Below are 21287 nucleotides of genomic sequence, written 5' to 3'. Positions count from 1 at the left end.
CATATAATGGACGCAGAACGGGGCGCTATCATCACCGCTTGCATGATCGGAAAACCATGACCACCCTTTCAGACCTGAACGCCGGCAGCCAGGCCGATTTTATCGCGCACCTGCACGGCATCTACGAACATTCGCCCTGGATCGCCCAGCGCGCGGCCACCGCCCGGCCGTTTGCCAGCCTGACGGCACTCAAGACGGAACTGCAGCGCGTGCTGGCGCAAGCCTCGCCCGAAGAGCAGCTGGGGCTGATCCGCGCCCACCCGGAGCTGGCCGGCAAAGCCGCCATCGCGGGGCAACTGACGGCGGAATCGACGCGCGAACAGGCCAAGTCCGGCCTGAACCTGTGCAGCGCCGACGAATTTTCCACCCTGCAGCGCCTGAACAGCGACTACAACGCCAAGTTCGGCTTTCCCTTCATCCTGGCCGTCAAGGGCCCGACGGGCGAAGGCTTGACGCGCCAGGACATCATCGCCACGTTTACGCGCCGCCTGAAGAACCGCCACGCCGATGAACTGGCCGAGTCGCTGCGGCAGATCAAGCGCATCGCCGAGCTGCGCCTGAACGAGCTGTTCGACGTGCGCCTGGACTTCGGCCCGGCCATCATGCAGCAGGCCGAAACCCTGGCTGGCTGGAGCGACAGCGATTACAACCTGACCTGCGCCTACCTGACACCGGCGCACCAGAAAACGGCCGCGCAGCTGGCCGACTGGATGCGGGAGGCTGGCATGCAGGTACACATCGACGCCGTCGGCAATGTCGTCGGCCGCTATCTGTCCGATATCCCCGATGCAAAAACCCTGATGACGGGATCGCACTACGACACGGTGCGCAACGGCGGCAAGTACGATGGCCGGCTGGGCATCGTGCTGCCGATTGCCGTCGTGCGCCACCTGCACGAACGGGGCGAAAAGCTGCCGTTTCACTTCGAGGTCGTCGGCTTCGCCGAAGAGGAAGGCGTGCGCTTCAAGAGCACGTTCCTGGGCAGCACGGCCGTCACGGGCAACTTCGACGTGTCGCTGCTGGAGCAGTTAGACGCGGACGGCGTGAGCATGCGCGACGCGCTGGCCGCCGCCGGCCACGAGGCGGGCGCCATCGGCGCCATCGCACGCGATCCCGCCAGCTTGCTCGGCTATGTGGAAGTGCATATTGAGCAGGGTCCCGTGCTGCTCGAGCGCGATCTGCCGCTGGGGATCGTCACGGCGATTGCCGGCAGCTCGCGCTACCTGGTCAATCTTGGCGGCGTGGCCAGCCACGCGGGCACCACGCCCATGACCATGCGCAAGGACGCGGCCAGCGCGGCCGCCGAAATCATCCTGCTGGTGGAGCAGCGCTGCAGCCAGGGCGAGGCGCTGGTGGGCACCGTGGGCCAGCTGCACGTGCCCAACGGCTCCGTCAACGTGATCGCCGGCGCCTGCACCCTGTCGCTCGATATCCGCGCAGCCGTTGATGCCGTGCGCCAGGCAGCCGTCGACGACATTTTGGATGGCATCGCCGCCATCTGCGCGCGGCGCCAGATCGACTATCAGCTGGAACTGCTGCTGTCGGCACGTGCGGCGCCGTGTGCACCGTGGCTGATGGCCCAGCTTGCGCAAGCCGTGGAATCGGTCGGCATCGAACCGTATGCGCTGCTGTCGGGCGCCGGCCACGACGCCATGGCCATGGCCGCCATCACCGACGTGGCCATGCTGTTTACCCGCTGCGGCAATGGCGGCATCAGCCACAACCCGCTGGAAACCATGACGGCCGACGACGCCGACATCGCGGCGCGCGCGCTGCTGGCGTTTTTGCGCGGCTTCCAGCCGAAGCCATAAGGTTATACCGCCACGGCCCGCTCCAGCATCGCGTGCAGCAGCACGTTGCAGCCCGCTTCCAGGTGCTCGGGTTTGGCGTCCTCGATTTCATTGTGGCTGATGCCGTCCTTGCACGGTACAAAGATCATGCCGGCCGGAGCCAGCCGGGCCGCGTAGATGGCGTCGTGGCCGGCGCCGGAGACCACGTCCATCACGGAGTAGCCGAGTTTTTCCGTGGCGTTGCGCACGGCGCCCACGCAGTCGGGGTGGAACGGGCATGGCGGGTAGTAGGACACCCTTTCCAGTGAAATGCCCAGGCCCGTCCTGTCGCGCGTGGCGTCGATGAAGGCCGTGATCTCGCCATGCATGGTGTTGAGCAGTTCGTCGTTCACGTTGCGCAGGTCGATGCTGAATTTGACCTCGCCGGGAATCACGTTGCGGCTGTTCGGGAACACCTGCACCATGCCCACCGTGCCGCGCCCGTACGGCGGGTAGCGGTTGGCAATCGCCACCACTTCCTGCATGATGGTGGTGGCCACCTGCAGCGCATCCTTGCGCAAGCCCATGGGGGTGGGACCCGCATGCGCTTCCATGCCCGTCACCACACAGTCGTACCACGACAAGCCCATCACGGCAGGCACGACGCCGATGACTTTATCGGCATCTTCCAGCACGGGGCCCTGTTCGATATGCGTTTCAAAGTAGGCGCCGATCGGATGGTCGCCCGGCACCTGCTCGCCCTTGTATCCGATGCGCGCCAGTTCCTCGCCCACGGTTTTGCCTTCCGTGTCTTTCGCTGCATACGCCGTTTCGAGCGAAAAGGCGCCGCAAAATACGCCGGAACCCATCATCACGGGCACGAAACGCGAGCCTTCCTCGTTGGTCCAGAAGGCCACTTCGATGGGCGCCTGCGTCTTGATCTTCAGATCGTTCAGTGTGCGCACCACTTCCAGTCCGGCCAGCACGCCGTAGTTGCCATCGAACTTGCCGCCAGTCGGTTGCGTGTCGATATGGCTGCCCGTCATCACGGGCGGCAAGGTGTTATCTACGCCGTCACGGCGCATGAAGACATTACCGATCTGGTCAATCGTGATGCTCATGCCCGCTTCGCGCCCCCAGCCCACCACCAGGTCGCGTCCCTGCTTGTCCAGCTCCGTCAGGGCCAGGCGCTTGACGCCGCCCTTCGCTGTCGCGCCGATCTGCGCCAGCTCCATCAGGGCCGCCCACAATCGTTCGCCGTTGATACGCAATGCATCCATCGTCAACTCCTTATGCGGCCGTGGCGGAAAAGGCAGGACGCTCGATATAGCGCCCCGCCCCTTCGACGGCCATCAATTCACCCTGGTGAAACACCACCTTGCCGGCGGCAATCGTGGTGCTGGGGATGCCGCGCACGGTGCGCCCTTCGAAGACGTTGAAGCCTCCCTTGGCGAACTGCGTGGCGGCGGAAATGGTGCGCGTGCCCTGCGGGTCCCACAGCACGATGTCGGCGTCGCTGCCTGCGGCGATGACACCCTTGCGCGGATACATATTGAAAATCTGTGCCGCATTGTTGGAACTGACCTTGACGAATTCGGAAGGCGTGAGCATGCCGGAATTGACGCCAGCGTCCCACACGACGGCCATGCGTTCCTCGACGCCGCCGCAGCCGTTCGGGATGCGCGTGAAGTCGTCCTTGCCGGCCGCCTTCTGCTCGGCGCAGAAGGTACAGTGGTCGGTGGCCGTCGTGTGCAGGTTGCCGCTTTGCAGACCATGCCACAGGGCCGATTGATGGTGCTTGCCGCGGAATGGCGGGCTCATGACGTGGCCGGCCACGTAATCGAAATCATCGCTCTGGTAGACGCTGTCGTCGATCACCAAGTGGCCCGCCAGCGCCTCGCCATACACGCGCTGGCCGTTGGCACGCGCCCGTGTGATGGCGTCGAGCGACTCGGCGCACGAGACATGCACGATGTACACGGGGGTATTGAGGACGTTGGCAATGGCGATGGCGCGGTTGGCCGCCTCCGCTTCCACGGCCGGTGGGCGCGACAGCGGATGCGCCTGCGGTCCGGTGATGCCTTTTTTCAGCAACGCTTGCTGCAACTGAAAAACCAGCTCGCCGTTTTCCGCATGCACGGTAGGAAGGGCGCCCAACTCCAGCGAACGGGTAAAGCTTTTCACCAGGGTTTCATCGTCGGCCATGATGGCGTTCTTGTAGGCCATGAAGTGCTTGAAGCTGTTCACGCCATGCTCGCGCACGAGGGTGCCCATCTCTTCATGTACCTGCTCGCTCCACCATGTGATCGCCACGTGGAAGGTATAGTCGCCGGCCGCCTTGGCCGACCACTCGCGCCATTGGTGATAGGCCTCGATCAAGGATTGCTTCGGCGCGGGAATGACGAAGTCCATGATGGTGGTGGTGCCGCCCGCCAGCCCCGCCGCCGTGCCCGTGAAAAAATCGTCGGACGTTACGGTGCCCATGAAGGGTAAATTCATGTGCGTGTGCGTGTCGATCCCGCCCGGCATCACGTACAGGCCGCCCGCGTCGATCACGGTAGCCCCTGCCGGTACGGCCAGGTTCTCGCCGACGGCGGCGATGATGTCACCCTCGATCAGCACATCGGCGCGAAACGCGCGGTCGGCGTTGACGACGGTACCGCCACGTATCAGTGTAGTCATCTTGTCTCCTTCAGTGATTACGACTGCGGCGCCTGCTGCACGTGCGCCACGGCCTTGCCCTTCATCATGGCGCCGTACACGACGGCGGCGATGGCCACGCCCACGAACCAGGCGTAGGTGTAGATGGTTTTAAAGCCTTCGGCCACGCCGGGAAACGCCGTGGGAAAGGCCGCATTCAAAAAGCCCGGGATGTTCGGCAGCACGGCGATAACAAAGGCAATCAGCGCCGCCATGTTCCAGCCATTGCCATACGAGTAGACGCCGTCGTCGCGGTACAGCTGCTTCACATCAAGCTGCGTCTTGCGCACAAAATAATAGTCGACGATGAGGATGCCGGCGATGGGTCCCAGCAGGGCCGAGTAGCCGATCAGCCACGTGAAGATATAGCCCTGCGTCGACTCGAGCACCTTCCACGGCATCATGACGATGGCGATGAAGGCCGTGATGTAGCCGCCCATCTTGTACGAAATCTGCTTCGGCGCCAGCGAGGAAAAGTCGTACGCCGGGCCCACCAGATTGGCCGCCAGGTTGACGCTGACCGTATCGATCAAAAGGATGATCAGGGCGATCAGCACGGCGGCGCCCGTCATGCGGCTGGCCAGGTCGACAGGGTCCCAGATGGCCTTGCCGTACATTACAACGGAACCCGCCGTGACGATCACGGCCAGCATGGCCAGGAGACCCATGGGCACGGGCAAGCCGATCGATTGGCCGATCACCTGGTCGCGCTGCGTCTTGGCGAAGCGCGTGAAATCGGGGATGTTCAATGCCAAGGTGGCCCAGAAGCCCACCATGGCCGTCAGCGATGGCCAGAAGACGCTCCAGAACTGGCCCGCCTTTTTGCCGCCGGGGATGAACTGCGATGGCTGGTCCAGCAGACTGGCCACGCCGCCGGCCTTGCTGTGCACCCAGTACAGCAGCACGAAGCAGATGAGGATTTTCAGCGGCGCCGTGTAGGTTTCCAGCTTGCGGATCGATTCCATGCCGTGCAGGATGTAATAGAACTGGATGGCCCAGAACGCCAAAAAGCACAGCAGCTGGCTGCCGTTGATGCCCAGGCCCGCGATCTTCTCGCCGCCCAGCTCATGGCCCACCAGTACGCCCATCAGGGTGTAGATCATCTGCCCGCCGAACCAGGTCTGGATGCCGTACCAGCCGCAGGCGACGATGGCGCGCATCAGGGCGGGCAAGCGAGCGCCCATGGTACCGAACGAGGCGCGCGCCAGCACGGCATACGGGATGCCGTACTTGGTGCCAGCATGGCCGATCAGCAGCATGGGCAGGAGCACGATGGCGTTGGCGAGAAATACCGTGAGCACGGCCTGGTAACCGGACATGCCGCTGTCGATCAAACTGGCCGACAGGGTGTAGGCGGGAATGCACATCACCATGCCGACCCACAGCGCGGCAAAGTGATACCAGCGCCAGGTGCGCTGCGCCGCAGTGGTGGGCGCCAGGTCTTCATTCCAGAGTTGCGTGTTGCCTGAATAGTCGTGGTTCACAGGTATGCTCCATCGGTTGGGAGGGAATCGGTTTTATAGAAACGGCGCGACCTTTAAGTCGATCTAGCTTACCGCAAAGGCCGGCCGCTGTTTACAAATAAAACGCACGCAATAACCGTGCCCTATGCCGACTCCGCCAATGCCCGAGGGTTGCGCGGATCCTGCGTCCAGTTCATGTACGGCTTGCCTGTTGTCTGCGGCACCATCGTGATGCAGCCCTGCACCGGACAGGTGATTTCGCACAAGTTGCAGCCCACGCATTCATCCTTGATCACCTCATAGGTGCGCGTGCCGGCGGCGTCGATCAGCTGCGCAATCGACTGGTGCGACGTGTCTTCGCAAGCCACGTAGCACTTGCCGCATTTGATGCAGTCGTCCTGGTTGATCTGCGCGATGACCTGGTAATTCATGTCCAGGTATTTCCAGTCCGTCGTGTTGGCCACGGCCTTGCCGGAAAAGTCGCTGATGCGTTCATAACCCTTTTCATCCATCCAGCGCGACAGGCCATCCTTCATCTCTTCGACGATGCGGAAACCATGCAGCATGGCGGCCGTGCACACCTGCACGCAGCCGGCGCCCAGGGCGATGAATTCGGCCGCGTCGCGCCAGTTGCCGATGCCGCCGATGCCGGAAATGGGCAAGCCGCGCGTCTGCGGATCGCGGGCGATTTCCGCCACCATGTTCAGGGCGATCGGTTTGACGGCAGAGCCGCAATAACCGCCGTGCGTGCTGGCGCCGCCCACGATGGGCAGGGCCACCATGCGGTCCAGGTCCAGCGAGGTAATCGAGTTGATGGTGTTGATCAGCGAGACGGCGTCCGCGCCGCCCGCCTTGGCCGCGCGCGCCGGCATGCGCACGTCCGTGATGTTGGGCGTGAGCTTGACGATAACGGGTAATTTGCTGTGCTTTTTGCACCAGGCCGTGACCATCTGCACGTACTCGGGCACCTGGCCCACGGCCGCGCCCATGCCCCGCTCCGGCATGCCGTGCGGGCAGCCGAAATTGAGTTCGATGCCGTCCGCCCCCGTCGCCTCGACCTTGGGCAAGATATCGGCCCAGTAGTGCTCTTCGCAAGGCAGCATCAGCGAGACGATCATGGCGCGGTCGGGCCAGTCCTTCTTCACCTGCGTGATTTCGCGCAGGTTGATCTCCAGCGAGCGGTCGGTGATCAGCTCGATATTGTTGAAGCCGACCACTTCGCGGTTCTTGCCGTACAGGGCGGAATAACGCGACGAGACGTTGACGGCGGCCGGGTCTTCGCCCAGGGTTTTCCACACGACGCCGCCCCACCCTGCTTCGAACGCGCGCACCACGTTGTAGGCCTTGTCGGTCGGCGGTGCGGACGCCAGCCAGAAGGGATTCGGCGCCTTGATGCCGCAAAATTCGATGCTGAGATCAGCCATTATGCAGCCTCCACTTTATTGAACAAATCGGAATGGATGGCCAGTGCGGCCAGCTTGCCATGCTGGACGGCTTGCACCGTCAAGTCCTGCCCCGGCGCCACGCAATCGCCGCCCGCATAGATCCCCGGCAGCACCGTGCGAAAGCCCCCATCGACGGCGATCTTGTCGCCTTCACGTTTCAGCAGCGACGCCATCGGGTCATGCAGCACTTCCGTGTCGAGGCTCTGGCCGATGGCCTTGAAGATGGCGTCGGCCGCCACGTCGAACGTTTCCCCCGTTCCCGCCAGACGCGTGCCCTGCATGGCGGTTTTTTCGAAACGCATGCCGGCCACCTTGCCGCCAGCGTCGAGCAGCACTTGCTGCGGCTGGGCCCACGTCAGCATGCGCACCTGGTTCGCCTTGGCGATTTCCTGTTCATGGTGGGTGGCCGTCATGGCGTCGAAACCGCGCCGGTAGACGAGCGTGACTTCCTCGGCGCCCAAGCGCTGGATCTGCACGGCCATGTCGATGGCCGTATTGCCGGCGCCGATCACAATCGCGCGCTTCGGCACGGGCAGCGCGGCCAGGTCGTCCGCCTGGCGCAGCGCGGCGATGTAATCGACGGCGGCCAGCAAGCCCGGCGCATCCTCTCCCGTCAAGCCCAGCTTGCGGCTGGCGCCCAGGCCCAGTCCCAGGAAGACGGCGTCGTACTGCGCGTGCAAGTCGCGCAGCTGCACGTTCTCGCCCAGCGCCTGGCGACATCGGATCTCGATGCCGCCGATGTCCAGCAGGAAGTCGATTTCCTTTTGCGCGAAATCGTCCGTCAGCTTGTACTTGGCGAGGCCGTATTCATTGAGGCCACCTGCCTTGTCTTCCTTTTCAAAGATCACCACGTCGTGGCCCAGCATGGCCAGGCGGTGCGCACACGACAGGCCGGCAGGGCCCGCGCCGACAATGGCAACGGTCTTGCCCGTGGCGGCCGCCCGCTTGAAAGGGTGCTGTGCAAAATGCATGTGGTCGACGGCGTAGCGCTGCAAGAGGCCGATCTTGACGGGCTGGCCTTCCGCGTCGTGGTTGCGCACGCAGACGTCTTCGCAGAGGATTTCCGTCGGGCAGACCCTGGCGCAGCTGCCACCCAGGATGTTCTGTTTCAGGATGCCGGCGGCGGCGCCGTTGATGTTCTTGTCGTGGATATTGCGGATGAAGCTGGCCACGTCGATTTCCGACGGACAGATGCGGCTGCACGGCGCGTCGTAGCAATACAGGCAGCGGGCGCTTTCGATGGCCGCCTGGCGTGCCGTGAGCGGCGGCGCCAGGTCCGTGAAGTGGCCCGCCAATTCCTCGTTGGGCAGGGCGGGATGCGGCAAATAGTTCAAAGACTCGATCATCGCGTATTCCTCTTGTTATGTGCGGCCGGCTTGTGATTTGAAACCCTTACTTCATCTGGGGAAAAGCAAATTCCACACCAGCGCTTGCCGTGTTCGGCCAGCGCTGCATCACGGCCTTGTGGCGTGTGTAAAAGCGCACGCCTTCGGGGCCATACGCGTGGTGGTCGCCGAACATGCTGCGCTTCCAGCCGCCGAAACTGTTGAAGGCCATCGGCACGGGCAAGGGAATGTTGACGCCCACCATGCCGACCTGGATCTGGCGCACGAATTCACGCGCCACGCCGCCATCGCGCGTGTAGATGGCCACGCCGTTGCCATACTCGTTGGCGTTGATCAGTTCCACAGCGTGCACCACGTCAGGACAGCGCAGCACGCACAGCACGGGGCCGAAAATTTCTTCCTTGTAGATGCTCATGTCGCGCGTAACGTGGTCGAACAAAGTACCGCCGACAAAGAAGCCGTTCTCGCGGCCCGGCACCACGTGGTTGCGGCCATCAACGACCAGAGTCGCACCCTGCTCCACACCCGAGGCGATGAGTTTTTCGATGCGCTGCTTGGCTGCCAAGGACACGACCGGTCCCATTTCCGCACCATCTTCCATGCCGTCGCGCACTTTCAGTGCGGCCGTGCGCGTTGCCAGTGCATCGATCAATTTGTCGCCCGCGTCGCCCACGGCCACCACCACGGATATGGCCATGCAGCGCTCGCCCGCCGAACCGTAGGCCGCGCCGATCAGCGCATCGACCGTCATGTCCATGTCCGCGTCGGGCATCACCACCATGTGATTCTTCGCGCCGCCCAAGGCTTGTACGCGCTTGCCGCTGGCACTGCCGCGCGCATAGATGTATTCGGCGATTGGCGTGGAGCCGACAAAGCTGATCGCCTGCACGACAGGATGATCAAGCAGGGCGTCGACCGTCACTTTATCTCCCTGTACCACGTTGAAGACGCCATCGGGCAAGCCCGCCTCTTTCAGCAGTTTCGCGTGCAGCAGGGACGCCGACGGATCTCGCTCCGACGGTTTCAAGACGAAGGTATTGCCGCAGGCGATAGCGACGGGGAACATCCACATCGGCACCATCACGGGGAAGTTGAATGGCGTGATGCCGGCCACCACGCCGAGTGCCTGGCGCATGGACCAGGCGTCGATGCCGCGCGAAATCTGGTCCGTGAATTCGCCTTTCAGCAGCTGCGGAATACCGACGGCAAACTCCACCATCTCGATGCCGCGCGCCACCTCACCCTGCGCATCGGCAAAGGTCTTGCCATGCTCGCGCGTGAGCATGGCGGCAAATTCGTCCGTATGCTGCTGGCACAGCTGCAGATAGCGGAACAGCACACGCGCACGCGTCAATGGCGGCGTGGCCGACCACGAGGGAAAGGCGGCGGCGGCCGCCTGCACTGCCGCGTCGACGTCTTCCACGGTGCCCAGCGCTACCCTGGCCACGGGTTCGCCCAGGGCGGGGTTGTAGACGTCGCCATAGCGGCAACTTTGGGTGTCGACTTTGGCGCCGTTGATGTAGTGGGTAATCGTGTCGAGATCAGTCATGGTGTTCCTTTTTAACCCCAAGGGCAGAGGCTGGGGTCAGACCCTCAATGCCGCTAACGCAAAAGTCGACGCTAATGGATGAGGGGGTCTGACCCCGGGTTTTGTTTGAGTTTGCCGTTCAATCGAGATTTTTGAGTACCTTGGCCAGCTTGCCAAACAACTCGTCGACATGCTGTTTTTCCAGCACCAGCGGCGGCGACAGGGCGATGATGTCGCCCGTCGTGCGTATCAGCACGCCGTCGGCGAAGGCCTGCTTGAAGGCGTTGAAGGCGCGCGTGCCGGGTTTGCCGGCGATGGGATCAAGTTCGATGCCGGCGATCAGGCCGATGCTGCGCAAGTCGATCACGTGCGGCAGGCCTTTCAGGGAATGCACGGCGTCGCTCCAATACGCCTGCATCGCTTTAGCGTGACCGAGGATGTCCTGTTCCTCGAACACTTGCAGGGTCGCCAGCGAGGCGGCGCAGGCCAGCGGGTGGCCCGAATACGTGTAGCCGTGGAATAGTTCGATGCCGGCTGGCGCGTCCATGAAGGCGTCGTGGATGTATTTTTTGCTGAACACGGCGCCCATCGGCACCATGCCGTTGGTCAGGCCCTTGGCCGTCGTCATCAGGTCCGGCTCGACGTCGAAATAATCGGCCGCGAACGGCGTCGTCATGCGGCCGAAACCCGTGATCACTTCATCAAAGATGAGCAGGATGCCGTGCTTGGTGCACAGTTCGCGCAAGCGTTTCAGATAGCCTTTCGGCGGGATCAGCACGCCCGTGGAACCAGCCACCGGTTCGACGATGACGGCGGCGATCGTCGACGCGTCGTGCAGGGCGACGATGCGTTCCAGTTCATCGGCAAGGTGGGTGCCGTATTCGGGCTCGCCCACCGTGTAAGCGTTCTTGTCCAGGTTGTGCGTGTGCGGCAGGTGGTCCACGCCCGGCAGCAAGGGGCCGAAGGTCTTGCGGTTGCCGCCGATGCCGCCCACGGAAATGCCGCCGAAGCCCACGCCGTGGTAACCGCGTTCACGGCCGATCAGGCGCGTGCGCGCGCCCTCGCCGCGCGCCCGGTGGTAGGCCAGCGCGATCTTCAAGGCCGTGTCGACGGCCTCGGAGCCGGAGTTGGTGTAGAAGACGTGGTCAAATTTATGCCCCGTGTAATCCATCAGTTTTTCCGCCAGCTCGAAGGCGGCCGGATGGCCCATCTGGAAGGTGGGCGCGAAGTCCAGCTGGCCCACCATCTCGCGGATGGCGCCGACGATTTTCGGCTGCGCATGGCCGCACGGCACGCACCACAGTCCGGCCGTCCCATCGAGGATGGCGTTGCCATCGACGTCCTTGTAGTACATGCCTTCGGCCGACACCAGCAAGCGCGGGTTGGCCTTGAAATCACGGTTATTCGTAAACGGCATCCAGAATGCCGACATCGATTCCGGCCTTGTTTCGTTCATGACCTTCTCCTTGGGATGGGCTGGCGCGGGGCCAGGATCGTTTTTGACGATGCGTAAAATAATTTACCAGTTGGCAAAAAGCTGATGTAATAATAGACAGGCCATCCCCAATGGCACAGATACACAAACGGCAAAGTATCCCAACCGTACAGGTCGAAAAACCACTACAGTTTTTGTGTTAAGTAATCTCCGGGAAATTATTGTGAATTTATGACAAACAGAACCGGATGCTATGCAAGGCGCCTGTTGCGACGCAGTGTAAGCACTGCTAGCAGCAGGCAACGCTGCAGAGCGCCGGTTATGGAAGTCAGAAATCACAAGAATTTATTGGGTGTTACTTGAGCAGAAAGGAGCCACCGTGAAGCACAGCGACAGCACAGACGATGCCTCCGAGCAAGCCACTGGCTGGCCCGTGCTCGACATCGACCGCCAGAAAAAGGGCGGCCTCGTCGAGCAGATCGTCATCGCCATCAGCGTCATGGTGGGCAGCCGCGCCCTGCGCATCGGCACGCGCATGCCGTCCGTGCGCCAGTTCGCCCGCTGCAATGGCGTGTCGACGTTTACCGTCGTCGAATCGTATGACCGCCTGGTCAACCTCGGCTTGCTGTCGTCGCGGCGCGGCTCCGGCTATTTCGTCGCGCGCCACGATATCGCCGCTACGCCACAGAACACCGTACATGCGAGTCCCACCGCCATCGACGCCCTCACGCCCGATCTGTATTCGGGCGTGTCCGACGCCCTGCCCGTGGGCGCGGGCTGGCTGCCGCCCGAAATGTATGGCGAGGCGACCGTGCTCGATGCCGTGCGCCAGGCCATGCGCATTCCGGCCAGCCGGCTGCGCGGCTATGGCCACCCGCTCGGTTTTCCTTCGCTGCGCCAGCACCTCGCAAGCAGCCTGTCGGAAGAACTGTTCCAGGTGGAGCCCGACCAGGTCTTGCTGACGCATGGCGCCACGCATGCCTTCGATCTGATCCTGCGCAGCCTGACCAAGCCGGGCGACACGGTGCTGGTGGAAGACCCCGGCTACAGCAATATACAGTCGCTGATCCGCCACCACGGCTGCATCCCCGTGGGCATTGCACGCGGCGAGGCGGGCCTCGACCTCGATGCGCTGGCCAGCGAGGCGGCGCGCACGCAGCCGAAACTCATGTTCGTCAACACGGTGCTGCAAAATCCGCTCGGCACTTCGCTCAGCCAGGCGCAGACGCACCGTCTGCTGGCACTGGCCGAGCAATTCGATTTCTGGCTGGTGGAAGACGATATCTACCGCGAACTGGCGGCGCGCGGCGAAGCGTCGCTGGCGGCCATGGACGGCTTGCGCCGCGTGATCCGCGTGGGCAGTTTTTCCAAGACCCTGTCGCCCGTGCTGCGCGTGGGGTCGATTTGCGCCTCGCCGTCGCTGGTGGCGGAACTGGTGCGCGTGAAGATGCTGGCGGGGTTGACTACGTCGGAAATCAACGAGCGTGCCGTCTACCACGCCATCACCGCGCGGCCCTACAAGCGCATGGTGGAACGGCTGGTGGCGCAGCTCGATGCGGCCCGCGAGCGCAGCATCGACTGCCTGGCACAGGCGGGCATGGCGCCCGTGGCGCGTCCGCGCGGCGGCATGTTCGTCAGCGCCGGCTGGCCCGACGTGCAGACGCCGGAATGGAATGGCAAGATCATCGCCGACATGGCCTTGAAGGCGGGCATCCTGCTGTCGCCGAACGAATTTTTCATGCTGCGCGCGCCAGAGACGGTGTGGTTCCGCTTCAACGTGGCCTACACCGATACCCCCGTGCTGCAGGCATTCCTGCAATCGATACGCCCACGCTAAAGAAACCGCCATGGCCAGCGACAAATCCCCTGCCCTTCTCGTGAAAAATGCCGGCGGCCGGCGCCTGCAAAACCGCGACCGCCTGGAAGCGGACATCCTCGAGCAAGCCGTGCGCGTGTTCGCGGAAAGCGGCTATGAAGGCGCTTCGATCGCCACCATCGCCGAGCGGGCCGGCCTGTCGAAGCAGAACCTCATGTATTACTTCCCGTCCAAGCAGTTGCTGTACCAGCGCGTGCTCGACGACGTGCTCGACGACTGGCTGGCGCGCATGGACATGCTGGCCAATGCACACGATGAACCGCGCGACGTGCTGCGCGCGTATATCGGCGCCAAGCTGCGTTTTTCGCGTGAACAGCCATGGGCTTCGCGCGTGTATGCGCTGGAAGTGATCAATGGCGCCCCGCTGTACGGCGCGCAGATACGCGACCGGGTCGTGCCCCTGCTGCGCAAGGATATCGCCGTCTTCGAAGCGTGGATCGCGGCCGGCAGGATCGCGCCCGTCAACGCCACGCACCTGATGTTCGCCATCTGGGCCATGACGCAATCGTATGCGGATTTTTCGGCGCAGATGGCCCTGGTGCTGGAACGCAGGCAGCTCACGCGCAAGGATTACGAGGATGCGGAAATCCTGATCGCGCACATGGTGCTGGCGGCCGTGTCCATGCCGCCGGCAGGCGAAAAAAAACCGCCTTGAAAGGCGGTTTCTAGAACAGCACGAACGTTACGCTGCCGTCTTGCTCTTGCGGCGGCGCGCCATGAAGCCAACCAGGCCCAGGCCTGCCAGCAGCATCGCATAGGTTTCCGGTTCCGGCACGGCCGAGACATAACCGGCCACGTTGGTGGCGTTGAAATAATGGTTGGCGTTGACTTGGATGTTCGAGGCCCAGTTACCCACGATCACGCTGCCGTTGATCTGGCCATTACCACCGGCCAAGGTCGCCAGCGGCGCCAGGACGCTGCCGTACAGGCCCACGCCGTTCAGGGTGATCGTCTGCGCTTCATAGAAGTTGTACAGCACATTGTATTTGCTGAAATCGCCATAGCCGCCGGACAGGTTAACATTCGTGCCGCTGATATTGAGGATCAGGGTGTCGTTCGTGTGCAGGTTGCTGAACTTGAAGTTGTTCACCCCGCCCAGGGCTGCGGAAGTCAGGTCGAACACTTGCACGCCGCCCGTGCCGCCCTTCAGGGTCATGCCGCCGTAGGCCACGGAGCTGCTTCCCGTGGATGCCACGTTCGCCAGTGAGGCCGAAGTATTTTTCAGCTGGGCCGAGGTCGAGGCAAACGATACGGGCGACGCCGTCGTCTTGGTCGCCGTGTTCAGGCCCACGCTGCTCGTCGTCGTGCTGCCGCCCACAAAGTAATTGCCGTTCTTGATCGAACCGGAGCTGTAGTTCAGGTTGCCGCCAACGACCAGCGCATAGCCGGTATTACCGTGCGTGACGTAGGCGTCCTTGTTCTTGTCATTGACAGAATAGTTCGATGCCGTCAGATTGCCGGCCACCAGCACGCCGCCTTCGACATCGCTGCCGGATGCGCTGAAGTTGCTCAGGGAATATAAATTGGCGCCACCGATGCCCAAATCGACAACACCGGCTTGCGCGGCGCTGGCGGCAAACACGGTCGACAGAACGAGTACGAATGATGATTTAGGCATGATTGACATTTTATTTCCAAAAAGAAAATTAACTTGACGCCAGAATATCATATCCATTGATTTTGATATGTCGCAAACCAACAACTTTTGTAACAATAATGCAAACACAGTTGCACAATGAGAATCATTCTCCTATCGCTGCCCGGAGAACGCGTTAGCCGTCCCGATGACGCTTTGAACAGACGGGCAAACAAGCGCCTGTTCTGCACTTTCAATATTGCTTAGAAGCGCAGCCAACTTGGTGATACGATCGCGGCAGCGCCAGACCAGGCCGGCCCACAGAGTACGAAATCATAAGGATGAAGCACGCATGAAACGATTGTCCCTAGGCGCACTGATGCTGGCATATGCCTGCGGCGCGCACGCCGATGTGTTTAACATGATCGACAACCAGCCGCTCAGCGAAACCTGGCTCAACGCGGGTTTTTATTCGTATCACTTTCAGCGCGACAAGAACCTGAACGACAGCAATCCGGGCTTGGGCGCCGAATACCGCTTTTCCACGGTCGCGTCGGTCACGGCTGGCCGCTTCTACAATAGCGACCGCGCCTACTCGAATTACCTGGGCGTGTACTACCAGCCGATCAAGGTGGGCCCGCTGCGCATCGGCGCCGTCGTTGGCGGCTTCAGCGGCTATCCGAAGATGCGCGATGGCGGCTGGTTCCCGGCCCTCGTCCCCACCATCAGCTATGAATACCAGCGCGTGGGCGTGAATATCGCCATCGTGCCGTCCTACAAGGACCGCCTGTATGGCGCGCTCAGTTTCCAGCTGAAACTCAAGGTGTTCGAATAGCGGCTTGTCCCGTTTTGTCGCCGTTCGCTCCGCCATTCCTGCCATTCGTCGCATACGCGATGCTCGGCAGCAAGGTTTTGCCTATAGTGGATTCATTGCCAGCATGCATACGGCAGCGGCACCCACACGACAGGAGAACGGCATGAAAGACATCAATTCGGCACCGGGCAGCACTTCCTTCAGCGCTTTCTGGAACGAGCTGTGCGCTTACACGCGCCAGGGCATGGCAGCCTTGCGCGCCATGTCCTGGCCCATGCTGCTGGTATGCTGCCTGGGCCTGGCGTTCCTGATCACCATCTTGCCGCTGGCCATCATGCTGTTTGCCCTCGTCATGCTGCTGAAATGGGCAAGCAACGGCGACGATGCCGGCGCAGACGAAAAAGTGCCTGGCTCGCAGCAGTCGCCGCAATAAAAATTTGTGTCGTGGCAAGAGTGCAATGATGGTTCTATGGCACTATGGATGGGCGCAGCACTGACGGGCGTCAAGCCCATCCCCATGGATGGCAGGGATATGGAACGCCATGCAGGATCCATGATCGAAGCTACTCCCCCACAGCCATAGGAGTTTTCTGATGACCACGACAGCAAAAGCGACAGCAGCGACGACCATTCCCTGCCTGCGCTACCGCGACGCGCCTGCCGCCATCGAATGGCTGTGCAAGGCGCTCGGTTTTGAAAAACAATTGATCGTGCCTGACGGCAACGGTGGCGTCGCCCATGCCCAACTGAGCTTTGGCAATGGCATGGTCATGGTGGCGCCCGCCATCGACAGCGACTATGGTCGCCTGATGAAACTGCCCGGCGACATCGGCGGCGCCAACACGCAAAGCTGCTACCTGGTCGTCAGCAATGCCGACGCAGTCTACCGCAGTGCGCGCGAAGCGGGCGCCGAAATCATGCTCGACATCAAGGATGAAGATTACGGCGGACGGGGCTTTACCTGCCGCGACCCGGAAGGCCACATCTGGAGCCTGGGCACCTACGATCCATGGTAAAACGGAGAACAATGATTATCAGTACCCTCACCGCCGCCAGCCTTGCGCTGATCGGCGGTTTCCTGTCCGCTCCCGTCCTCGTCGACGAACATCTCAACCGCGTCCATCCCCCGTCCGGCAAGGCGCCATCGGCAGCCACTGTAACCCTGCACCAGAGCCTGTGGATCGCCGATCTGCACGCCGACAGCCTGCTGTGGCAACGCAATCTGAACCGCGACAGCCAGCGCGGGCATGCCGACTTCCCCCGCCTGCAGCGCGCCAACGTGGCGCTGCAAGCGTTTTCCGTCGTCACCAAGACGCCGCGCAAGATGAATATCGAACGCAATGGCAGCGACACGGACAACATCACGGCGCTCGTGGTGGCGCAAGGCTTGCCGCCCGCCACCTGGAACAGCCTGCTGGCGCGCGCCACCTACCAGGCCGACGAGCTGCGCCAGCAAGCGGCCAAGAGCGATGGCAAGGTCCGGGTTATCGGCAGCCGCGCCCAGTTGCGCAGCTTCATCGCCGCGCGCGAAAAAGCCCCCGCTTTGCTGGCCGGTTGGCTGACCTTGGAAGGCGCGCATGCGCTGGAAGGCAAGCTGGATAATCTGGACACCCTGTACCGGGCCGGCTACCGCATGGCCGCGCCCACGCATTTCTTCGATACGGAACTGTCCGGCTCCCAGCATGGTTTGAAGAAAGGCGGCCTGACGCCGCTGGGCAAGCAATGGCTGCGCGCCATGGAGCAGCGCAAGATGATCGTCGACCTGGCGCACGCCTCGCCGGCCACCATCGACGACGTGTTGACGATGGCGAAACGCCCCGTGATGGTGTCGCATACGGGCGTGCGCGGCACTTGCGCCAACGGCCGCAACCTCAGCGACGCACAGTTGAAACGCATCGCCGCCCAGGGTGGCCTGGTGGGCATCGGCTTCTGGAATACGGCCGTCTGCGGCAAGGACGTGGCGTCCATCGCGCGCGCCATCAAGTACACGGTCAAACTGATCGGCGCCGAACACGTGGCCTATGGCTCGGACTTCGACGGCGCCGTCACCACGGCCATCGATGCGGCCGGCTTGCCGCGCTTGACGCAGGCGCTGCTCGACGCTGGCTTGTCGGAAGCGCAGATCCGCCGCATCGCCGGTGAAAACGTGCGCGATTTCTTGCTGAAAAACCTGCCCGATGATGACGCCTAGGCCAGTGCGCTGATCAACGCCTGGTGCGCCACCTGGCGCGGGCGGATGCGTATCAGCTTGCGGTACAGGGGCGGCATCGACTCGCACAGCGCCAGCAGCGCGTCCTCCCCCATGGCCGGGCGCACGTACTGGAATTGCGCGGGATTATTCTCCGGCAGCGCCCCTTCCATGGTGGAGCCGTAGGCGCCCAGGGTCATGAAACTGGCGGCGCTGTCGTCCGGGCCGATGGCCAGCACGAAGGTGCCGTGCTTGGGGTGGCCCAGATAGCTTTTGATGTCTTCCTGCAGCGCAGGGTCCGCATTCACCATCAATTCAAAGCGCAATTGCGCGTACTGGCGCGTGCATTCCATGAACGGCGTGCGGATGGCCGACTGGTTCAACTTGCCCGGCATGCATAGCAACAGGTTGCCGAAGGAGTCGAGCAAGGCGGCAGCGTCGCCCTGTCCGCCATCGCGCACGTCCTGCTCCATGGCCGCCTGCAAAAATGGCGCCAGACCCGCATCGGGCGCATGCGGCTCGCAGCGGTAAGTCAGGGCGTCCGGATAGCGGCGGCGCAAGGCGCGCACCACGGCATGCTCGGACGGCAAGGTGGCCGGATCGCGCAGATGCACGTCGTCGCCCGCGTTCAGCAGTTGCATCACCTGCGCCGATGTCGACTCGAACACGAGCGAGCACAGTGCCTGCGTCGCCTCGTGGATGCTCTTGCCGATGAAAAAAGATTTGGGCGCGGCGCCGGACGGCAGCCGCGCATACTCGGTGGCGCCGCGCACGGCCGGATAGCAAAAGCTGCGTCCCGCCTGCCCCCGCAATGGCGCCGGCAAGGCCGTGAACGTGGCGCTGCCATCGTAATTGATGCCCGCCTTGACGTCGGGCGCGGCTACCACCACGTTGAAACCGGCCGCCAGAATCGCCCCCGTACACATGCAGCACGGGTCGAGCGAGGTGACGATGGTCAGTTCCCCCGGCGGCGGCAAGGGCACGCCCTTGGCGCGCTCGGCGAAATACCAATCGACCAGTTGGCGCTCGCCATGCGCCGTGGGGTCAAATACCAGCCCCTGGCGCACGACGTTGTTGTGCATCGATTGCAGCACGTTGCCGGCGCCATCGAGCAGCACGCCGCCCACGCCGAACGTGCCCTGCGTCTTCGCTGCCATGGCTTCGGCCGCGGCAATCGCCACGGCGGCCTGGATGTCTATCGTCTTGTTCAAGCGGATCCTGTTACTTCATGTCCAGGTCGGAATTGCCGAAGCCGTGCGGCAGCAGCCAGCCGGCCGTCACTTCCATGACATCGTTTTTCAGGTTCGTCAGGATCACCGGCAAGTCGGCGCCGCCCATCTCGAAGATCACCTGGCGGCAGGCGCCGCACGGCGAGATCGGTTCGGCCGTATCGCCCGTGACGGCCAGCTTGGCAAAGTCGCCTGGCTTACAGCCATGCGCGATGGCGCTGAAAAACGCCGTGCGCTCGGCGCAGTTGCACAAGCCATAGGCGGCGTTTTCCACGTTACAGCCACGGAAGACGCGGCCATCCTTGCACAGCAGCGCCGCGCCCACTTTAAAGCGCGAGTATGGCGCATAGGCCAGTTCACGGCCGGCATTGGCTTCGGCGATCAGTTCTTGGTTGTTCATTTTTTCTGTCATACCTTTGAAATCATTCAGGCCGGGGTCAGACCCTCAACACCGCCAACGCATAGCTCAGCACCATCGCAGACGGGGGTCTGACCCCAGATTTACTTTACGGACGAATGGTACGGTAAATCACGGGATTGCCCGTCAACGCCACTGCGCTGATGGCATACGCTTCCTGGATTTCCTTGACGGCTTGCTGCGCCGCCGCTTCCGTGCGCGCGTGCACCATGGCCAGCGGCTGGCCCACGGCCACTTGCTCACCCAGGCCCACGAGGTCCGTCAGGCCGACGGCGAAATCGATGCTGTCCGTCGGGCGGCGGCGACCACCACCGAGGGCCACGACGGCCAGGCCGATGGCGCGGCAATCGCGCACGTTGGCAAAGCCGGCCGACAGCGCCGGTGCCGGCACGATGAACGGCGCCTGTTCCAGGTGCTTGTCCGGATGTTCGACCAGATCGGCCGGGCCGCCCAGGGCCGACACCATGCGCGCAAAGCGCTCGGCCGCCTCGCCCGAATCGAGTGCCGCCATCAATTTCACGCGCGCTTCTTCTTCGGTGGCGGCCAGGCCGCCCAGCACCAGCATCTCGGCGCACAGCGCCAGGGTCACTTCATGCAGGCGCGCGGGACGCGAACGGCCCGTCAGGTAATCCATGGCGCCGCGCACTTCCAGCGCATTGCCCGCGTACGGCGCCAGCGACTCGTTCATGTCCGTCAGAATGGCCGACGTCTGCATGCCCGCGCCATTGCCGACGGCGACAATGCTTTCGGCCAGCTCCACCGACTTGTCGTACGTCGGCATGAAGGCGCCCGAACCCACTTTCACGTCCATCACCAGCGCGTCCAGCCCGGCCGAGAGTTTCTTCGACAGGATGGAGCCAGTGATCATGGCCACCGATTCCACCGTGGCGGTGACGTCGCGGATGCTGTAGAAACGCTTGTCGGCCGGCGCCAGCTGCGCCGTCTGGCCGATGATGGCCACGCCGGTATCCTGCACCACCTTGCGGAACAGTGCATTGTCCGGCACCGTGCAGTAGCCGGGAATAGCGTCGAACTTGTCCAGGGTACCGCCCGTGTGGCCCAGGCCGCGGCCCGAGATCATCGGCACGTAGCCGCCGCATGCGGCGACCATGGGGCCCAGCAGCAGCGAGACCACATCGCCCACGCCGCCCGTCGAATGCTTGTCGACGATGGGGCCAGGCAGATTCAGCGAGCGCCAGTCCAGCACGTGGCCGGAATCGCGCATGGCCAGGGTGAACGCCACGCGCTCGTCCATGTTCATGTCGTTGAAATAGACGGCCATGCCCAGCGCCGCGATCTGCCCTTCGCTGACGCTGCCGCCAGTAATGCCGCGCACGAAAAACTGGATTTCCTCGGCGCTCAATACGCCCTTGTCGCGCTTCTTGCGAATGATTTCCTGAGTTAGAAACATGATAGCTCCCGATGTCCTATTCAAATGCTGATGTCGATCCAGCGGCCTTGTCGGATTACGCCCTGCGGGCTAATCCGACCTACACGCCT

At 62.9% G+C, this 21287-nt stretch carries 18 protein-coding genes; 7 read left to right on the top strand and 11 right to left on the bottom strand.

What is annotated here, in order from left to right; translation table 11 throughout:
- Positions 1–56 precede the first annotated feature (56 nt).
- Complete coding sequence (locus tag SKZ59_RS16085) at positions 57–1811, top strand: allantoate amidohydrolase (RefSeq protein WP_319992328.1); 1755 nt, start codon at positions 57–59, stop codon at positions 1809–1811.
- A 2-nt stretch (positions 1812–1813) separates the two neighbouring features.
- On the opposite strand, the gene SKZ59_RS16080 is transcribed toward SKZ59_RS16085, so the two are convergent.
- The 7 genes from SKZ59_RS16080 to SKZ59_RS16050 all read right to left on the bottom strand — a co-directional run bounded on the left by SKZ59_RS16080 (position 1814) and on the right by SKZ59_RS16050 (position 11707).
- On the bottom strand, positions 1814–3049 hold the full coding sequence (locus tag SKZ59_RS16080) for a Zn-dependent hydrolase (RefSeq protein ID WP_319992327.1): 1236 nt from the start codon (positions 3047–3049) through the stop codon (positions 1814–1816).
- A gap of 10 nt (positions 3050–3059) precedes the next feature.
- Complete coding sequence (gene hydA, locus SKZ59_RS16075; RefSeq protein WP_319992326.1) at positions 3060–4451, bottom strand: dihydropyrimidinase; 1392 nt, start codon at positions 4449–4451, stop codon at positions 3060–3062.
- Between the two features lie 17 nt (positions 4452–4468).
- A complete protein-coding gene (locus SKZ59_RS16070; RefSeq protein WP_319992325.1) occupies positions 4469–5953 on the bottom strand; it encodes an NCS1 family nucleobase:cation symporter-1 in 1485 nt (494 codons plus the stop codon).
- Positions 5954–6075: 122 nt separating this feature from the next.
- On the bottom strand, positions 6076–7356 hold the full coding sequence (preA, locus tag SKZ59_RS16065) for an NAD-dependent dihydropyrimidine dehydrogenase subunit PreA (protein WP_230515737.1): 1281 nt from the start codon (positions 7354–7356) through the stop codon (positions 6076–6078).
- Entirely contained in the window at positions 7356–8723 is a 1368-nt protein-coding gene (locus SKZ59_RS16060; RefSeq protein ID WP_319992324.1) for an NAD(P)-dependent oxidoreductase, read from the bottom strand. The genes preA and SKZ59_RS16060 overlap by 1 nt, the downstream gene beginning before the upstream one ends.
- Positions 8724–8769: 46 nt before the next feature.
- Complete coding sequence (locus tag SKZ59_RS16055; RefSeq protein WP_319992323.1) at positions 8770–10272, bottom strand: CoA-acylating methylmalonate-semialdehyde dehydrogenase; 1503 nt, start codon at positions 10270–10272, stop codon at positions 8770–8772.
- Between the two features lie 118 nt (positions 10273–10390).
- The gene (locus SKZ59_RS16050; RefSeq protein WP_319992322.1) at positions 10391–11707 is read right to left on the bottom strand and encodes an aspartate aminotransferase family protein; all 1317 of its coding nucleotides are present in this window, start codon (positions 11705–11707) and stop codon (positions 10391–10393) included.
- A gap of 358 nt (positions 11708–12065) precedes the next feature.
- Between SKZ59_RS16050 and SKZ59_RS16045 the strand changes: the two genes are divergently transcribed.
- Together SKZ59_RS16045 and SKZ59_RS16040 are read left to right on the top strand one after the other, a co-directional pair.
- Positions 12066–13523 (top strand): PLP-dependent aminotransferase family protein, encoded by a 1458-nt coding sequence (locus SKZ59_RS16045; RefSeq protein ID WP_319992321.1) that lies wholly within the window; start codon positions 12066–12068, stop codon positions 13521–13523.
- Between the two features lie 10 nt (positions 13524–13533).
- The gene (locus tag SKZ59_RS16040; RefSeq protein WP_319992320.1) at positions 13534–14217 is read left to right on the top strand and encodes a TetR/AcrR family transcriptional regulator; all 684 of its coding nucleotides are present in this window, start codon (positions 13534–13536) and stop codon (positions 14215–14217) included.
- Between the two features lie 27 nt (positions 14218–14244).
- Here the strand turns inward: SKZ59_RS16040 and SKZ59_RS16035 are convergent, their stop codons facing one another.
- Positions 14245–15180: a choice-of-anchor A family protein gene (locus SKZ59_RS16035; RefSeq protein WP_319992319.1), complete on the bottom strand. Its 936-nt coding sequence runs from the start codon at positions 15178–15180 to the stop codon at positions 14245–14247.
- A gap of 310 nt (positions 15181–15490) precedes the next feature.
- Here SKZ59_RS16035 and SKZ59_RS16030 point away from each other — a divergent pair, with 310 nt between their 5' ends.
- From SKZ59_RS16030 to SKZ59_RS16015, 4 genes are all read left to right on the top strand, one after another.
- On the top strand, positions 15491–15973 hold the full coding sequence (locus tag SKZ59_RS16030) for a hypothetical protein (RefSeq protein WP_034754565.1): 483 nt from the start codon (positions 15491–15493) through the stop codon (positions 15971–15973).
- Positions 15974–16115: 142 nt separating this feature from the next.
- Positions 16116–16385, top strand: coding sequence for a hypothetical protein (locus tag SKZ59_RS16025; protein ID WP_319992318.1), 270 nt, complete (start codon positions 16116–16118; stop codon positions 16383–16385).
- A 160-nt stretch (positions 16386–16545) separates the two neighbouring features.
- On the top strand, positions 16546–16968 hold the full coding sequence (locus SKZ59_RS16020; RefSeq protein WP_319992317.1) for a VOC family protein: 423 nt from the start codon (positions 16546–16548) through the stop codon (positions 16966–16968).
- Between the two features lie 11 nt (positions 16969–16979).
- Complete coding sequence (locus tag SKZ59_RS16015; protein WP_319992316.1) at positions 16980–18143, top strand: dipeptidase; 1164 nt, start codon at positions 16980–16982, stop codon at positions 18141–18143.
- On the opposite strand, the gene SKZ59_RS16010 is transcribed toward SKZ59_RS16015, so the two are convergent.
- The 3 genes from SKZ59_RS16010 to deoA form a co-directional block, all read right to left on the bottom strand.
- The gene (locus tag SKZ59_RS16010; protein ID WP_413774564.1) at positions 18140–19351 is read right to left on the bottom strand and encodes a nucleoside deaminase; all 1212 of its coding nucleotides are present in this window, start codon (positions 19349–19351) and stop codon (positions 18140–18142) included. The genes SKZ59_RS16015 and SKZ59_RS16010 overlap by 4 nt on opposite strands.
- 10 nt (positions 19352–19361) lie before the next feature.
- Positions 19362–19769, bottom strand: a complete 408-nt coding sequence (locus SKZ59_RS16005; protein ID WP_034754695.1) for a cytidine deaminase — start codon at positions 19767–19769, stop codon at positions 19362–19364.
- 106 nt (positions 19770–19875) lie between these two features.
- Positions 19876–21198, bottom strand: coding sequence for a thymidine phosphorylase (deoA, locus tag SKZ59_RS16000; protein ID WP_319992315.1), 1323 nt, complete (start codon positions 21196–21198; stop codon positions 19876–19878).
- Between the last annotated feature and the right edge of the window lie 89 nt (positions 21199–21287).

Source organism: Janthinobacterium sp. GMG2 (assembly GCF_033949445.1).
In the GTDB taxonomy this organism is placed as follows: domain Bacteria; phylum Pseudomonadota; class Gammaproteobacteria; order Burkholderiales; family Burkholderiaceae_D; genus Janthinobacterium; species Janthinobacterium aestuarii.
This window is presented reverse-complemented; position numbering and strand designations above follow the sequence as displayed.

Bases quoted from the DNA above. Each gene is read 5' to 3' on its own strand.
- SKZ59_RS16085 (WP_319992328.1), top strand. From the start codon at position 57: ATGACCACCCTTTCAGACCTGAACGCCGGCAGCCAGGCCGATTTTATC.
- SKZ59_RS16080 (WP_319992327.1), bottom strand. From the start codon at position 3,049: ATGGATGCATTGCGTATCAACGGCGAACGATTGTGGGCGGCCCTGATG.
- hydA (WP_319992326.1), bottom strand. From the start codon at position 4,451: ATGACTACACTGATACGTGGCGGTACCGTCGTCAACGCCGACCGCGCG.
- preA (WP_230515737.1), bottom strand. From the start codon at position 7,356: ATGGCTGATCTCAGCATCGAATTTTGCGGCATCAAGGCGCCGAATCCC.
- SKZ59_RS16060 (WP_319992324.1), bottom strand. From the start codon at position 8,723: ATGATCGAGTCTTTGAACTATTTGCCGCATCCCGCCCTGCCCAACGAG.
- SKZ59_RS16055 (WP_319992323.1), bottom strand. From the start codon at position 10,272: ATGACTGATCTCGACACGATTACCCACTACATCAACGGCGCCAAAGTC.
- SKZ59_RS16050 (WP_319992322.1), bottom strand. From the start codon at position 11,707: ATGAACGAAACAAGGCCGGAATCGATGTCGGCATTCTGGATGCCGTTT.
- SKZ59_RS16040 (WP_319992320.1), top strand. From the start codon at position 13,534: ATGGCCAGCGACAAATCCCCTGCCCTTCTCGTGAAAAATGCCGGCGGC.
- SKZ59_RS16035 (WP_319992319.1), bottom strand. From the start codon at position 15,180: ATGCCTAAATCATCATTCGTACTCGTTCTGTCGACCGTGTTTGCCGCC.
- SKZ59_RS16030 (WP_034754565.1), top strand. From the start codon at position 15,491: ATGAAACGATTGTCCCTAGGCGCACTGATGCTGGCATATGCCTGCGGC.
- SKZ59_RS16025 (WP_319992318.1), top strand. From the start codon at position 16,116: ATGAAAGACATCAATTCGGCACCGGGCAGCACTTCCTTCAGCGCTTTC.
- SKZ59_RS16020 (WP_319992317.1), top strand. From the start codon at position 16,546: ATGACCACGACAGCAAAAGCGACAGCAGCGACGACCATTCCCTGCCTG.
- SKZ59_RS16015 (WP_319992316.1), top strand. From the start codon at position 16,980: ATGATTATCAGTACCCTCACCGCCGCCAGCCTTGCGCTGATCGGCGGT.
- SKZ59_RS16005 (WP_034754695.1), bottom strand. From the start codon at position 19,769: ATGAACAACCAAGAACTGATCGCCGAAGCCAATGCCGGCCGTGAACTG.
- deoA (WP_319992315.1), bottom strand. From the start codon at position 21,198: ATGTTTCTAACTCAGGAAATCATTCGCAAGAAGCGCGACAAGGGCGTA.